11 protein-coding genes are annotated in these 14,454 nt (G+C 71.9%); 2 read left to right on the top strand and 9 right to left on the bottom strand.

The features are described from left to right. The first annotated feature begins 47 nt into the window (after positions 1-47). Positions 48-1,910, top strand: a complete 1,863-nt coding sequence (locus tag WMF17_RS31690; RefSeq protein ID WP_437644713.1) for a DUF885 domain-containing protein — start codon at positions 48-50, stop codon at positions 1,908-1,910. A 10-nt stretch (positions 1,911-1,920) separates the two neighbouring features. Here the strand turns inward: WMF17_RS31690 and WMF17_RS31695 are convergent, their stop codons facing one another. From WMF17_RS31695 to WMF17_RS31710, 4 genes are all read right to left on the bottom strand, one after another. Beyond that, a complete protein-coding gene (locus tag WMF17_RS31695; RefSeq protein ID WP_437596943.1) occupies positions 1,921-3,513 on the bottom strand; it encodes a peptide chain release factor 3 in 1,593 nt (530 codons plus the stop codon). Between the two features lie 93 nt (positions 3,514-3,606). After that, positions 3,607-4,266, bottom strand: a complete 660-nt coding sequence (locus WMF17_RS31700) for a hypothetical protein (RefSeq protein ID WP_437596944.1) — start codon at positions 4,264-4,266, stop codon at positions 3,607-3,609. Between the two features lie 102 nt (positions 4,267-4,368). Then, entirely contained in the window at positions 4,369-6,222 is a 1,854-nt protein-coding gene (locus WMF17_RS31705; protein ID WP_437644715.1) for an NAD(P)/FAD-dependent oxidoreductase, read from the bottom strand. Between the two features lie 11 nt (positions 6,223-6,233). Then, on the bottom strand, positions 6,234-7,571 hold the full coding sequence (locus WMF17_RS31710; protein ID WP_437644717.1) for a wax ester/triacylglycerol synthase domain-containing protein: 1,338 nt from the start codon (positions 7,569-7,571) through the stop codon (positions 6,234-6,236). Positions 7,572-7,760: 189 nt separating this feature from the next. Here WMF17_RS31710 and WMF17_RS31715 point away from each other — a divergent pair, with 189 nt between their 5' ends. Continuing rightward, positions 7,761-8,699 (top strand): LysR family transcriptional regulator, encoded by a 939-nt coding sequence (locus WMF17_RS31715; protein WP_437596947.1) that lies wholly within the window; start codon positions 7,761-7,763, stop codon positions 8,697-8,699. Between the two features lie 83 nt (positions 8,700-8,782). On the opposite strand, the gene WMF17_RS31720 is transcribed toward WMF17_RS31715, so the two are convergent. The 5 genes from WMF17_RS31720 to pilM all read right to left on the bottom strand — a co-directional run bounded on the left by WMF17_RS31720 (position 8,783) and on the right by pilM (position 14,186). Next, a complete protein-coding gene (locus WMF17_RS31720) occupies positions 8,783-11,047 on the bottom strand; it encodes a type IV pilus secretin PilQ (protein WP_437644719.1) in 2,265 nt (754 codons plus the stop codon). A 151-nt stretch (positions 11,048-11,198) separates the two neighbouring features. Further along, positions 11,199-11,849 carry a pilus assembly protein PilP gene (locus tag WMF17_RS31725; protein ID WP_437596949.1) on the bottom strand — a complete coding sequence of 217 codons (651 nt, stop codon included), beginning with the start codon at positions 11,847-11,849 and terminating at the stop codon, positions 11,199-11,201. After that, positions 11,846-12,484, bottom strand: coding sequence for a type 4a pilus biogenesis protein PilO (locus WMF17_RS31730; RefSeq protein WP_437596951.1), 639 nt, complete (start codon positions 12,482-12,484; stop codon positions 11,846-11,848). The genes WMF17_RS31725 and WMF17_RS31730 overlap by 4 nt, the downstream gene beginning before the upstream one ends. Next, positions 12,484-13,128 carry a PilN domain-containing protein gene (locus tag WMF17_RS31735; protein ID WP_437596952.1) on the bottom strand — a complete coding sequence of 215 codons (645 nt, stop codon included), beginning with the start codon at positions 13,126-13,128 and terminating at the stop codon, positions 12,484-12,486. Before WMF17_RS31735 ends, WMF17_RS31730 begins: the two co-directional genes overlap by 1 nt. After that, positions 13,125-14,186 carry a type IV pilus assembly protein PilM gene (pilM, locus tag WMF17_RS31740; protein ID WP_437574671.1) on the bottom strand — a complete coding sequence of 354 codons (1,062 nt, stop codon included), beginning with the start codon at positions 14,184-14,186 and terminating at the stop codon, positions 13,125-13,127. The genes WMF17_RS31735 and pilM overlap by 4 nt, the downstream gene beginning before the upstream one ends. Positions 14,187-14,454 lie beyond the last annotated feature (268 nt).

Genomic DNA, 14,454 nt, shown 5'->3' on the forward strand with positions numbered 1-14,454 from the left:
CCCCGGGGCGCGTTCCCTTCTCCGCGGGCCTTCGCTAGAAGGCGCAGGTGCGACACCATGGTCTCCTCGATGAGCTCTCCACCGTCCAGAGGTCGCTACGCGGCGGCCTTCCCCTGCTCGTCGCGCTGCTCTGCGCGTGCGGGTCAGCCGAGCCCACGGTCGCGCCGCCCGCGCAGCCCGGGGCGAAGGGGCCCGTCGTGAGCGCGGCCGTGGCGCCGCCCGGCGCCGTGGGCGCGGAGGCGGGCGCCGAGCAGGCGCTCGCGGCGCTGTCGGCGCGCGTGCTCGAGGAGTACCTGCGCGACGAGCCGGTCCGCGCCACCGAGGCGGGGGACCACCGGTACGACGGCGCGTGGCCGGACGTCACCGAGCAGGGCGAGGCGGCGCGCCGGCGCACGATCGAGGCCGCGCTGTCCGAGCTCCGGGGGCTCCCGCTGGAGCAGCTCGGCCTCCAGAGCCGCGTCGACGCGGCGATGATCGAGAACCAGCTGCGCTCGTGGCTGTTCGCGATCGACGAGCTCCGCGAGGCGACGTGGAACCCGATGGTCACCACCGGCCTCATCGGCGACGGGCTCGACCCGCTGATCACGAGGAGCTTCGCGCCGCTCGAGGAGCGCCTGCGGAGCCTCGGGGGCCGCCTCTCGGGCATCCCCGCGCTCGTCCGGAGCGCGCAGCAGCGCCTCACGGCGGCGCCGCCGCGCATCCACACCGAGACGGCGATCGCGCAGAACAAGGGGCTCATCGCGCTCTGCAAGGCCGAGCTCCCGGCGCTGTTCGCGTCCGCGCCGGCGCAGGAGGCCGAGCTCGACGCGGCCGCGAAGGCCGCCGCCGCGGCGCTCGAGGGCTTCCAGGCGTTCCTCGAGAAGGACCTGCTCCCGCGGAGCGACGGCGACTTCCGGCTGGGGCGCGCGCGCTTCGAGAAGAAGCTCCGCTTCGCGCTGGACGACGCGTCCGTCGACGTCGACGGCGTGGTGACGGGCGCCCGCGCGCTGCTCGCGGCGACGCACGCCGAGATGCTGGAGACCTCGCGGGAGCTCTGGCCGGAGCTCTTCGGGAAGCAGCCGTTCCCGCGGGTCGAGACGCAGGACGAGAAGATGGCGGCGATCCGGAGGGTCCTCGACGCGATCGCGGCCGATCGCCCGACGAACGCCACCATCGTGAACGCGTCGGAGAAGCTGCTCGCGGAGGCGACCGACTTCGTCCGCAAGCGCGACCTCGTGCGCGTCCCGGAGGAGCCCTGCCGGGTGATCGAGATGCCCGAGTACCGCCGCGGCGTCGCGATCGCCTACTGCGACGCGTCCGGCCCGCTCGAGGCGAAGCAGGAGACGTTCTTCGCGATCGCGCCGACGCCGAAGGACTGGCCGAAGGCGCGCGTCGACTCGTTCTACCGCGAGTACAACACGAGCATGCTCGCCGACCTCACCATCCACGAGGCGATGCCGGGGCACTTCCTGCAGCTCATGCACAACAACGAGTTCCCCTCGAAGTTCCGCGCGGTCTTCTCGAGCGGCCCGTTCGTCGAGGGGTGGGCGGTCTACACCGAGTGGCTGATGGCCCACCACGGCTTCGGCGGCCCGAAGGTGCGGATGCAGCGCCAGAAGATGGTGCTGCGCATGGCGGCGAACGCCATCATCGACCAGGGGGTGCACGCGGGCGCGATGGACGAGAAGGAGGCGCTCGCGCTCATGACGAAGGACGCGTTCCAGGAGGAGGGCGAGGCCGTCGGCAAGTGGCGGCGCGCCCGGCTCACGAGCGCGCAGCTCACCACGTACTTCCACGGCTTCACCGAGATGATGCGCCTGCGCGCCGAGCACCAGGCCAAGCCGGGCTTCTCGGAGCGCGCCTACCACGACCGCCTGCTCAGCCACGGCTCGCCGTCGGTGCGGCACCTGAAGGCGCTCCTCGCGCAGTAGCGCCGCTCGTTCAGACCGGGGAGATCGAGCCGCCGAGCTCGACGAAGCGCGCCTTCGGGAACGCCTTGGCGCAGGCGTCGAGCTGCCATTCGCCCTTGAAGAGCACGACCGCGTTGCCGTGCACGTCGAGGGCGCCGTAGCCGTAGAGGTTCGACTCGAGCTCGGCGAGGGGCACCGGCTCGCCCTCGACCCAGCGGGCCAGGCTGAACGAGAGCCGCTCGATCCGGGCGTCGACGCCGTATTCGGCCGCGAGCCGGTGCTTCACGACGTCGAACTGGAGCTCGCCCACGACCCCGAGGATGGCCTCACCCTCCCGCCCCTCCGGCGGCCGGAAGAGCTGGACCGAGCCCTCCTGCGCGAGCTGCTCGAGCCCCTTCTTGAGCTGCTTGCGCTTCATGGGGTCGAGCATGGCGACGCGGGCGAACTGCTCCGGCGGGAACTGCGGCAGCGCGGCGTACTTCACGGGCGGGCCGCTGCAGAGGGTGTCGCCGATGAGGAACAGCCCCGGGTCGAAGACGCCGATGATGTCGCCCGCGAAGCCGTCGTCCACGAGCGTGCGCTCCTGGGCCATGAACTGCACCGGGTTGGTGAGCCGGATGTCGCGGCCGAGGCGCACGTGGTGCACCTTCATCCCGCGCTCGTAGCGGCCGGAGCAGACGCGGAGGAACGCGATCCGGTCGCGGTGGGCCCGGTCCATGTTCGCCTGGATCTTGAAGACGAACGCGGTGAAGCGGTCGTCGTCCGGGGCGATGGGGCCCTTGTCGCTGCCGCGCGGCGCGGGCGGGGGCATGAGCTCGATGAAGGCGTCGAGGAACTGCGGCAGGCCGAAGTTGGTGATGGCGCTGCCGAAGAACATCGGCGTGACCTCGCCGCGGGCGAGCTTGCCGCGATCGAGCGCGTCGCCGGCGGCGTCGATGAGCTCGATGTCCTCGCGCAGCTGGCGCGCCCCCTCCTCGTCGAGCGCCTCGACGAGCTCGGGCGCGTCGAGCGACACGACCTCCATCGGGGCGATCTCGGCGCCGTGCGCGACGAGCTCGAAGAGGAACACCTGCTTGCGCTCGCGGTGGTACACGCCGCGGAACTTGCCGCCCGCCGAGATGGGCCAGGTGACCGGGTAGACGCCGATGCCGAGGACCTCCTCGACCTCACCGATGAGCTCGAACGGGTCGCGCCCGGGGCGGTCGAGCTTGTTGACGAAGGTGAAGATCGGCATCTGCCGGAGCTTGCAGACGCGGAAGAGCTTCTTCGTCTGCACCTCGACGCCCTTCGCGCAGTCGAGGAGCATGATGGCCGCGTCGGTCGCCATGAGCGCGCGGTACGTGTCCTCGCTGAAATCGGCGTGGCCGGGCGTATCGACCAGGCTCAGCAGGCGGCCCTTGTAAGGGAACTGGAGGACGCTGGTGGAGATGGAGATGCCGCGCTCGCGCTCCATCTCCATCCAGTCGCTGACCGCGTGGGCCCGCGCCTTCTTCGCCTTCACGGCGCCGGCGAGCTGGATCGCGCCTCCGTACAGCAGGAGCTTCTCGGTGAGCGTGGTCTTGCCAGCGTCGGGGTGGGAGATGATCGCGAACGTCTTTCGGCGGGCGATCTCGCGGGTGAGCATTGGATCGGGCACAGCGGCGCGGCAGGATAGAGTCCGGGAGGGCTGCGTCAACCCGAGGGGCGACGGAGCCGGGGCGGGCGGGGGGCGGGGGCGTTATTTCGGGGCGCGGAGGGAGAGGGTGACGGTGACGCCCACGGGGTCGGCGCTGGGGGTGCCGATGTGCCGGTTCTTGAGAAACTGGCGGATGCAGCGCTGAGCGTCGGGGGTCACGCCACGGGAATCGAGGATCTCGACGCCCTCGGCTCGGCCACGGACGCGGACAAGGAACTGGAGCTTGATGCTGCCCGTCACGCCGGAGAGGCCGCCATGATCGGCGACGCACTTCGCCAGGTCGGGGGAGACCTTCTCCAGCCGCTTGGCCACGTTCGGGACGTCGCCGTTCATGAACTCGGGCTCCTTGACCTCCACGAGAGGAGGCGGGGCCGAGACGATCGAGGCGTCAGGGGCGCCGCCGTCGATGGAACCGCCGTCGGGCGGCGGGGCGCCGGCGTCGTCCGGAGGGGGCTCGGGCTGCGGGGACGGCGGCAGCCAGCCGGCGTCCGCCTCGCCCGGCTCGAGACACCGCACGAAGCCACGGTGCGGGTCCTCCAGCGCGCCGTGCGGACACCGCGGGCCGGCATCGGCGTCAGGCGTCGCGGCGGTGATCCACCCCTGCGCCGGCGGATCCTGCGGCGACGCGGCCTGCGCGCCGCCTTCGGTCGCCGCGCCGACGCAGGCGCCGATGGCGCTCATCGAGAGCGCCAAGGAGACCATCCACTGACCCAGACGCCCACCTGCTGCTCGCCACCGCATCGGCCGCTGTGATACTGCGGAACGGGCGCGCGTACAGCGGAAACGGCGCTTTTTTGTCCAGGATCAGAGGGTGACCTGCGCGAGCGAGCCCGCCGAGGCGTCCCAGAGCGCCCGGGCCCGGGCGAGGACCTCCGCGTGCGCCCCGGTCCCCGCGGCGGGACCCGTCACCGAGACCTCGCCGCCAGGCCCGAGCTCCACCCGCTCGACCCCGGCGTCCGGGAACTCGCCGCGGAGCTCCCGGGTCATGCGCTCGCCGATGCGCTCGAGGAGGCGCGCGAGCCGGTCGGGCGTGATGTCCCGGAACACGAGCACCTGGGGGAGCTTGAGCTCCGAGACGAGGGGGGCGCGATCGGACAGGCCCGGCTCGGCGAGCCGCCGCTCCACGAGCGCCGCGAACACGCTCCCGTAGGCCCGGTCGACCTGCTCGCGCCGGAACCGCTCGTCGATCGCCGGACCGAGCCGCGTCTCCAGCTGCGCGACGCCGTTCAGCCCGTTGGCGAAGCGCCCCTCGTTCTGCGCGAAGTACTCGCCCCGCGCGCGCAGGTCAGACGCCAGCGACGCGAAATGCTCGCCCATCGTCGAGAGGGCCCGCAGCACGAGATCGGTGAACCGGAGCTCCTCCCGGATCCAGCCCACGTCCGTCACACGGTCGGCCATGAACGGCCAGGCGACGAGGTTGTAGTAGTTGTTGAAATCGAGCAGGTACTTCAGCCGGTAGAGCTCGAAGCTGCCGAACACCGGATACATGCGCTCGTAGAGCCGGAGCGTGCTGTCGTACTTGAAGCGATAGTACGCGTCGTACGCCCCCACCCTCTCCTCGAACCCGGACCGGTCGCCGCCCACGTCGGCGAGGATCATCTGCGTGATGAACTCGTTCGCGGTCGCGATGAAATCGGAGCCGGGGCTGTAGAACGGATCGGTGAACGCGCCCGCCTCGCCGGTGACGGCGTAACGGTCGGTCGAGAAGTACCGATCCGCGTGGTACGGCAGGTGCGCATAGCTCTGGAAGTCCTCGAGCTCCGCCCCCTCGAGCAGCTCGCGCACGGCGCGGTGGGCGCCCAGGAAGCGCTCGAAGTCCGCGCGCGTGCGCGGCCCGGGCAGCGCGCCGCCCTCGCCGATGCGGTCCTTGTCGAAGACGACGCCCACGCTCATCAACGCGGGTCGGGGATCCGCGTTCGCGGTCCCCTCCAGGTCGCCCGCGAGCGGGATGAACCAGATCCAGTACCCGTCGTACATGAAGTGGTTCGTCGACAGGTGGCGCGACGTGTACCGCGCGCGCGACCGCCACGCCGCGTCGGCGACCGCATCGAGCCCCGCGACGCCGCGGTAGCGCCCCCACGCGGCCGCCGTGTTGAGCCGCGTCTCCTTGTGCACCTTCACGCCGAGCTTGCGGAGGAGCACGTGCCGCCGGCCGGAGGCGTCGCACACCCAGCGGCAAGCGACCTCGCGCCGCTCGCCGCCCTGCTCGTAGACCACCCTGTGCCGACCGCGACCGTCGATCGCGACGTCGACCACCTTGGCGCCGAGCTCGACCTCGGCGCCCGCCGCGCGGTTCATCGCGACGAGATCGCGCTCCAGCCGCGCGCGCTCGAGCTGGAAGCTCGGGTGGAACGGCATGTGGTCGGAGCCGATCTCGCTCATCCGGGGGAGCGGGAGATCCTTGCCCTCGGAGTCGAAGAAGAAGCGGAGCCCGTTCTTGGGCAGCTGGTGCTGGTAGAGGTACGTGCCGAGGTTCAGCCGGCGAACCATGTAGTTCGCCGCGACCTCCACCGTGCTCTCCCCGACCTTGTAGTCCTCCATCGCTCCCGCGGCCTCGAGCACGAGGACCCCGAGGTCGGGGCAAGCGAGGCGGAGCTGCCGCGCGAGGAAGCCCCCGGCGATGCCGCTGCCGATGATGACGACGTCGAACGTGCGCATGACGCCGGCCCTTATACCCCGCCGCGGGCCGGCGGCCCGGGCGCTCCGAGCAGCTCGGCGCGGAGCGCGCCCGGCATCGCCGCCGCCTCGTCCGGGCGGAGCAGCCCGTCGCCGTGGACGATCGAGGCCGAGAGGCGCCCGCCGAAGCGGCTGAAGATGACCTGGAAGCCCGGCGGCGTGACGACCGCAGGCAGCGGGTACGCCGAGCGCACGGGCAGCCCCGCGAACCGGTCCACCGTCACCGCGCCGGGGTTCGAGACGATGAGCGAGGCGAGCTCGCCATGGAACGGCTGGTCGCCGAGCCAGCGGTAGACCGGCCCGGGGAGCCAGCGGGCCAGATCGAGCGCGGCGACCATGCCGAGATCGAGCCGTTCGCGCACCATCGCGCGCTGCTGCTCCGCCAGGCGGGCCACCGCGCGGGCGTCGTCGTGGAGCTCGTCGCGGCCGAGCGAGAGCAGGACCATCGTGAGGTGATTGCCGAACAGCCGCCGCGCGCCCCCCTTGGGGTCGAGCGAGACGGGCAGCGGGACCACGTGGTGCGGCGGGGCGAAGCCGCGGGCCACCAGCGCGCGATCGGCGAGCCGCGTCGCCGCGATCAGCAGGAGGCTCGACTCGGCGAGCCGCGCGCGCTGCCGCACCCGGAGATCGAAGGCGCGGGTCTCCTCCGCCGAGAGCGTGAGCCGGACGACGCGGGAGGTCGCGGCCCGCACCCCCGGACAGGCGCGCGCGAGCGACAGGATGGGCGCGCGGCCGAGCGCCAGCACGTGGGCCTTGTACGCGCGCGCCAGCGCGAGCCGCTCGTCGCGGCCCATCGCCGCGAGGAGGCGCTCGGGGGCGTCGTGCCGCTCCTGCCGCAGCGGCGGGTCGTCCGGCGCGTCGCCGCTGCCCGAGCCGAGCCACGCGACGAGCCGATCCGCGCCCCTGCCGTCCGTCAGCGCATGATGGTGGCGGAGCACGACGGTATCGCCGTCGCCCGCCCCGCGCACGACGTCGAGCGCCCACGGCCGCTCGCCCGAGGTCCGGTCCGCGAGCAGCGCCTCGATGCACGCCGCGCGCTCGCGCTCGCCCGCGACCTCGTGGAGGCGCGGCTCGGGGGCGCGCCGGTGGTGATCGACCACCCAGCGGGGCCGCCCCGCCCGCCCGAGCACGCTGTTGTCGAGCCGGAAGCGCAGCTCGGGCAGCGCCCGCGTCGCGCGATCGAGGCGCGCCGCGAGCCGGCCGAGGTCGAGGCGACCGTCGAGCTCGAGCACGAACAGGCAGTGATTGCCCGCCTGCCCGCGCGATCGCATGGCGCGATCGTTCATGAGGTGGAAGTGGTCGATCCCCCCGAGCAGAACGGTCGATGTCATGGTCTCCGCGGGGCGCCGCCGGTCAGGTGGAGCCGCGGGCGACCCTAGCAGCCACCCCGGCCGCCCGACAGCGCCCGCAGGCGCCGGGCCACGCACGTTCCGGCACGCCCGTGCGCTCCGACACACCCCGCGCGCAAGAAAACGTAAGTATCCGTCCTGTGGATATGCATTTAGCTCTATATTCTGCGCGTGAATCTATCGGCGATCGACGTCAACCTCGTCATCGCGCTCGACGCCTTGCTCCAGGAGCGCAGCGTGACCCGCGCGGCCCGCCGGGTGGGGCTCAGCCAGCCCGCCATGAGCCACGCGCTGATGCGGCTGCGCGAGCTCTTCTCCGACCCGCTGCTCGTCCGGGTCGGCCGGCAGATGGCGCTCACCTCGCGCGCCGAGGCGATGACCCCGCAGGTCGCGGCGATCATGCACGATCTCGCGAGCCTCTTCGGCGGGACGAGGCCGACCTTCGACCCGGCGACGAGCGAGCGCACCTTCCGGATCGCCACGACCGAGTACGTGGAGCTCCTGCTCCTGCCGCAGCTCAACGCGGCGCTCGCGGAGGGCGGACCGAAGCTCGCGCTCCACCTGCTCCCCCTCGACGCCCGCGCCGTCGACGCGCTCCGGAACGGCGAGATCGATCTCGCGATCGGCGTCTTTCCGGAGGACACCCTCCCGTCCGACCTGCGCCGCGCGGCGCTCTTCGACGATCGCTTCGCCGGGCTCGCGCGCGCGAGCCACCCGACGGCGCGCAGGCGCGTCGACCTCCAGAGCTACGCCGCCCTCGGGCACATCGTCGTCCCCGGACACGGCGCCCACGACGGGACCGCGGACGACCTCATCGCGGCGCGCGGCATCGCGCGGCGCGAGGCCATGGCGGTGCCGCACGTGTTCCTCCTGCCGCACGTCGTCACGACGTCGGACCTCGTGGCCACCGTGGCCACGCGCCTCGTCAGGGCGTTCTCGAGCCTGCTGCCGCTCCGCACCTTCGACCTGCCGTTCGAGCTGCCGCCCATCGAGATCGCGATGGCCTGGAACGGCCGGACCGAGGACGATCCCGCGCGGGCGTGGCTGCGCGGCGTCGTGACGGCCGCCGTCCCGCCCATGCGGGAGGCGGCCCACCGGAAGCGCGTCTGACGGGGAGTTCTGGCGTGGAACTCTGGCGTGGAACTCTGGCGTGGAACGACGCGCGCCGCGGCGAACGCGCGGCCGCGGGAGCGCTAGCGGCCGAGGGACTCGGCGCGGTTCACGATGCGCGGCGTGAGGAAGATGACGAGCTCGCTCCGGGTGTCGCTCGCGCGGCGCCGCTGGAAGAGCAGGCCGAGGACGGGGATGTCCCCGAAGAACGGCACCTGGTCGAGGTTCCGGCCGGTGTTGCGGGTGAAGATCCCGCCGATCACCGCCGTGTGCCCGTCCATGATCAGGAGGTCGGTCTCCGCCTCGCGCTTCAGGATGGTGGGATCGCCGCGGGCCGAGGTCTGGTTGAAGTCGGGCTCGTCGCGGTTGATCTTCACGTGCATCGCGACGCTGCCGTCCGACGTGACGTGCGGCTTGACGAGCAGCTGGAGCTTGGCCTCCTGGAACGTCGTCTGCACGCCCTGGGCGCTGATCTGCGAGAACGGGATCAGCGTGCCCTGGCTGATCCGCGCCTCCCGGTTGTCGAGCGTGAGGATGCGCGGGCTCGAGATGATCCGCAGCATGCCGCTGGCCTCGGCCGCGGAGAGCCGGACGCCGAGGTTGACGGTGTTGTTGATCGAGCCGAGCGTGAAGCCGAGCGCGCCGCCCTGCCCGGCGCCGACGATGGCCGGCAGGTTCACCGCGAAGTTCGGGTTCGCGACCTGGCTCGCGAACGGCGAGAGGCCGCCGGTCGGGGTGTTCGAGTCGGTCGCGCCGCCGGCGACGCCGATCGCCGAGGGGAACACGAGCCCCGTCGGGTTGCCGGTCGCCGCGCTGAACGTCCCGTCGCCGCCCCACTGGATGCCGATGTCGCGCACGTAGCGGCTCGTCGCCTCCACCACCCGCGCCTCGATCAGCACCTGCGGCGTCTGCGTGTCGAGCGAGCGGACGAGCTCCTCGATCTGGTTCAGGTTGCCCGCGACGTCGCGCGCGATGAGCACGTTGGTCCGCTCGTCGACCGCGAGCGAGCCGCGCGGCGAGAGCATGTCCTTCGAGCGATCCTGGAGGTCCTTCGCGTCCGCGTAGTTGATCGGGATGAGCCGCGTCTCGATCGGCGCGAGCTGGAGCTCGCTCTTGCGCCGCGCGATCGCGAGCTCCCGCTCCTTGTTGAGATCGGCGATCGGGGCGACGCGGATCATGTTGCCCTGCCGGACCACCCCGAGGCCCTTGGCCTGGAGCACCGTCTCGAGCGCCTGGTCCCACGGGACGTTGCGCATCCGGATGGTGACCGTCCCGCTCACGTTGTCGGCGGTGACGATGTTGACCCGCCCCACGTCCGAGATCAGCCGGAGGACGTTGTGGATGTCCGCGTCCTTCAGGTCGAGGTCGATGCGCCGCCCTGTGAACCGCCGCTGCTGCCCGGCGAGCGCCGGCGTGAAGGCGCCGGCCTGGTCCGGCTCGGCGAGCGACTCCTGGCTGCTCGCGACGCCCTCGAACGAGGTCTCGATCTCCGGCGCCCCGGCGCCCGGGAGCTCCTCGCGCGCGACCGTGCGGGTCCGCCGCGCCGCGCCCCCGTCGACGCCGATCCCCGAGAGGGTCGAGGGCAGCGCCCCCTTCGCGACGCTGAGCACGAGCGCGTTGCCCTCGCGCGCCAGCGCGCCCGCGGCGCCCTCGGCCTGCTCGACCTCGACGACGACCCTGGAGCCGTCGCTGTTGCGCCGGAACGTCGAGATCGCCCGCACCGGACCGCCGAAGGCGCCGACGTCGAGCTTGCGCTGGAGGGCGTCGGGCAGCCGGACGCCGCTGAGCTCGATGACGCGGCGGCCGGCCCTGCCGGTCGACTCGCGGTAGCTCGGGATCGACGAGAGCTCGATGATGACCCGATCGAGCGTCGCCTGGTGCTCGAAGCGCACGTCGGTGATCGTCGCCGGCTCGCGGGCCGGCGCCGCCGCCTCGGGTGAGGCCGGGGCCCGCGCCGCCATGGGCGCGGTCGCGTCGGCGGCGGCGAGCTCGATCACGAGCGCGCCCTGCTCGGCGCGGATCCGGTAAGCCGCCGGGCGCGCGAGCTGCACGAGCACCCGCGTCGTGCGCTGCGCCGCCTTGCCGAACCCCTGGGTCATCACCCCCGCCACGATCGCGTTGCCGTCCGTGATGGCGCCGGGCGCCCCCGCCGACGACTCGGCGCCCTCCAGGTCGACGAGGAGCCGCTTGCCGCCGTCCGCCACGCGCGCCGAGAAGCGCGGCACCCCGCTCGTCGCGACAACGATCTCGGCCCTCCCCTCTGAAGGCGCCGTGAGCCTGACGTCGCTGACCTGGATCGGGGCGGCCGCGTCTGCGTCTCCCGCAGGAGCGCCGAGGATCAACATCATCCCGAGTGCCGCAGCACGGCGAAGCGCGCCCCGCCTCGGGCGATAGTCTCGATTGCTCTTCATTGCACTCCCGCTTCGCGGTGACGCGAGATCTGCGTCACGCTGCCGGGAGGCTACTTCGAGTGCCCTGGGCGGGCCCAATTCGTGGCGGTCAGGGCGAGCCGAAGGTCGGCTCGTTCGTCTCGCCGAGCGGCCTCAGCGCGATCACGCGCGTGGTCGGCGGGATCTCCGGGTGCGACGGATCCTCGCGGATGAAGACGAGGTCGGAGTCGCGGATCCGATCGACCCGCCAGTTCACGGCCACGTCGACGCCCGTGGGGCCGCCGGCGTGCACGATCTCGGCCTTGCCGACGAAGTCGCCCACCTTCACCACCCACCCGAGCCCCGTCGGATCGGTGAGCAGCGCGCGGGCGGGCGCGCGCGAGACGACGCCGACCAGCTTGAGCTCGTCGAGCGCGAAGCGATCCACGAGGACCTGCCGCTGGATCGTCACCCGCCCCCGGGCCTGCGTCGCGAAGAGCGACTCGAAGCTCCGGAACGGGTCGCGGCTCCGGCCGCTCTCGGAGAAATCGGCCTCCTGGAACTCCCGGAGCGGCAGCGGCGGCATCTCGGGCGCGCCGGCGTCCGCGGCGGCGGACGCGCCGGCCGCGGGGGTGCGCGCCGACGAGGCGCTGGCCTGCGGCTTGGCCTTCGCGCCCGTCTGGCTGGAGGTGACGACCGGCTCGTCCTCGCACCCCGTGAGCGAGAGGGCCGCGGCGATGGTCGCCCCGAGGGCGAGCAGCAGCATCCGGCCGGCGTTCACCGCACACCTCCGGCGCCCCGCCGCTTCACGCCGCTCGTCGGGCTCTCCCCCGCGCGCACGGCGCGGAACGCGGTCGCGAGGCACTCCACCTGGACCTCCACGTCGGACCCCACGACCTTCGGCTCCTTGATCTGGACCTCCTCGAGGTTGATGATGCGGTCGAGCTGCCCCACGCCGTGGAAGAACTTCGCCACCTGGTGGAATTTGCCGGAGAGCGTCAGCTTCATCGGCACCTTGGAGAAGAACTCCTGCGGGATCTCCTCGGTGGGGCTCCATGACGTCAGGTTGACGCCGGAGACGGTCGCGATGCCCTGGATCGCGGAGAGGAAGGCCGGCGTCTCGGACTCGTCCGGGAGGATCTTCTTCTGCTCGCGGCTCAGCTGCTCGCGGCGGGTCTTCTCGTCGAGGTCCTTCTGGTAGGCGGCCTTCGACGCTTGCGCCTTGGCGAGCTCCGCCTGGAGCGACTGCTGCTTCTGGACGGCGCCCTCGATCTGCGAGTCCACCTCGGCGTAGAAGCCGACGAAGTACAGGATGCCGACGAGCGCCGCGAAGAGCGCGCCGACGCCGACCTTCGCGAGCGGCGGCAGCCGATCGAGCGCCGAGCCGGCCTGCACGGGCTGGGGCTTCGTGGCCATCAGTACCTCACCTTCAGCTGCAGCGCGAACGAGACGAGCTCGAGCCGCGACGCCTTCTCGTTCTCCTTCTTCCCTGGCAGCAGCTGCACGTCGTAAAAGTACGACGACAGCTTGAGCCGCTGGGCGAGCTCGTAGACGTCGGTGCCGTCGCGCGCGAGCCCCTCGACGCGGACGGTCCGATCGGACTCGATGTAGCTCGAGAGCCACAGCCGCCGGCTGTCCCAGGAGGGGTTGTAGACGGCGAGCGGGTTCTCCTTGCGGAGCTGCGCGAGCTTGTCCGGGTCGGCGGTCGGCCCCTTGCCGTTCGTGAGCAGCTGCGCGAGCTCGAGCAGCACCGCCGTCGGCCCGCTGCGCGCCGCCTGGAGCTTCGCGATCGCGTCCTCGCGCGCGCGGAGGACCTCGAGCGACTTCTTGATCTCCTCGTGGTTCGCGACGAGCGTGCGGATGTCCTGGATCTGGCTCTGGAGCACCGAGTTCTTCCGCGTCTGCTCCCCGAGCTCCTCGACCTTCGTCTGGTGGAAGAGGAAGAGCGCGACGATCTCGAGGATCACGACGCCGAGCGTGACGAGCAGCCACCGCTGGCTCGCCTGGGGAGCGGCCCCGCGCGTGCCGCGCCGCTGCGGGAGCAGGTTGACGCGAATCACGAGCGCTTCTCCCGGTCCTTGCGCATCGCGAGCCCGAGCGAGACGCAGAACTGCGCCGCCCGGAGCCGGAGCAGCTCCTGGTTGACTTCCTTTGCTTCCACGGTGATGCGCTCCATCGGCTGGATCAGCTCGACGGCGACCCGGGCGCGCCGCCCGATCGCGGCGGGCAGCGCCGGCAGGTTGGACGAGCCGCCGGTCAGGTAGATGCGGTGCATGTCGCCCTCACCGCTCGTGGCCAGGAAGAAGTCGAGCGAGCGCTGGATCTCGCCGGCGATGGAGTCGCACACCTGCTCGATGGTCTCGATGACCTGGGCGGGCACGCCGCCCGGGCCCGAGGTCACGCTGGCGCACTTGAACTCCTCGGCCTGCTCGAAGCTGATCCCGAGCTTCCGCTGGATCTGCTCGGTGATGTAGTTGCCGCCGTTGCCGATGTCGCGGGTGAACGCGCTCGCGCCGCGCGACACGATGTTGATCGACGCGAGGCTCGCGCCGACGTTGATGATCGCGAACGTCTGGTCCGGCGGGACGCCGCGGTTCACCTCGAACAGGTTCTGCACGGTGAACGCGTCGATGTCGACCACCATGGGCTTGAGCTTCGCGTTCCTGGCGATCTGGGTGTAGTCGTTGATCTCGTCGCGCTTCGCGGCGACGAGCAAGAGGTCCATCTGCCCGGCCTCGGGGCGGCGGCGCAGCACCTCGTAGTCGACGTGCACGTCCTTGATGTCGAAGGGGATGTGCTGCTCGGCCTCCCACTGGATCTGCTCGTCCAGCTCGGCGGCGGTCATGAGCGGCACCGTGATCTTGCGGATGATGACCGCCTGGCCGCTGATACTGAGCGCGATCTCGCGCTGGCGGATCCTGGCCTCCGAGAAGGCGCGGCCGAGCGCCTCGACGATGGCCTGCGCGTTCATCACATGGCCATCGACGATGGCCTGCGGCGCGAGCGGCGCGTAACCGAGCCGCACGAGGCCGTAGCCCTTACGACCTTCCTTGATCTGAGCGATCTTGATCGCGCTCGATCCGATGTCGACCCCGACCAAGTTCTTGCCTTCCGACATCCCGTCCGTCCTGCTCCGCGCGCGCCTCGATGAAGAAAGGGAGGCCGGGCCGCGTTGCCCGGTCTCCCGGGCGCCCGATCCCCTCTGATCGCTTCTGGCCGCTTCTGGCGAAGCTTCGCACCACAGCCGATCGCGGGGCAAAAAACCGCTTTACGCTTGCCTCTCGTCCGCCTATCGAAGCTCGATATGCGGCACGGCGCCGCCGGTCGAACCGGCAGGCGCGCGCCAGCCCAGGGTAGCACCGTCCGGGGCTCGGTCGTCGGGCACG

This window comes from Sorangium sp. So ce362, assembly GCF_051519845.1.
Lineage (GTDB): Bacteria > Myxococcota_A > Polyangia > Polyangiales > Polyangiaceae > Sorangium.

Excerpts from the sequence above, each read along its gene's own strand:
- WMF17_RS31730 (WP_437596951.1), bottom strand. The coding sequence starts at position 12,484 with ATGGCCACGAAGCCCCAGCCCGTGCAGGCCGGCTCGGCGCTCGATCGG.
- WMF17_RS31720 (WP_437644719.1), bottom strand. The coding sequence starts at position 11,047 with ATGATGTTGATCCTCGGCGCTCCTGCGGGAGACGCAGACGCGGCCGCC.
- WMF17_RS31700 (WP_437596944.1), bottom strand. The coding sequence starts at position 4,266 with ATGGTCTCCTTGGCGCTCTCGATGAGCGCCATCGGCGCCTGCGTCGGC.
- WMF17_RS31710 (WP_437644717.1), bottom strand. The coding sequence starts at position 7,571 with ATGACATCGACCGTTCTGCTCGGGGGGATCGACCACTTCCACCTCATG.
- WMF17_RS31695 (WP_437596943.1), bottom strand. The coding sequence starts at position 3,513 with ATGCTCACCCGCGAGATCGCCCGCCGAAAGACGTTCGCGATCATCTCC.
- pilM (WP_437574671.1), bottom strand. The coding sequence starts at position 14,186 with ATGTCGGAAGGCAAGAACTTGGTCGGGGTCGACATCGGATCGAGCGCG.
- WMF17_RS31705 (WP_437644715.1), bottom strand. The coding sequence starts at position 6,222 with ATGCGCACGTTCGACGTCGTCATCATCGGCAGCGGCATCGCCGGGGGC.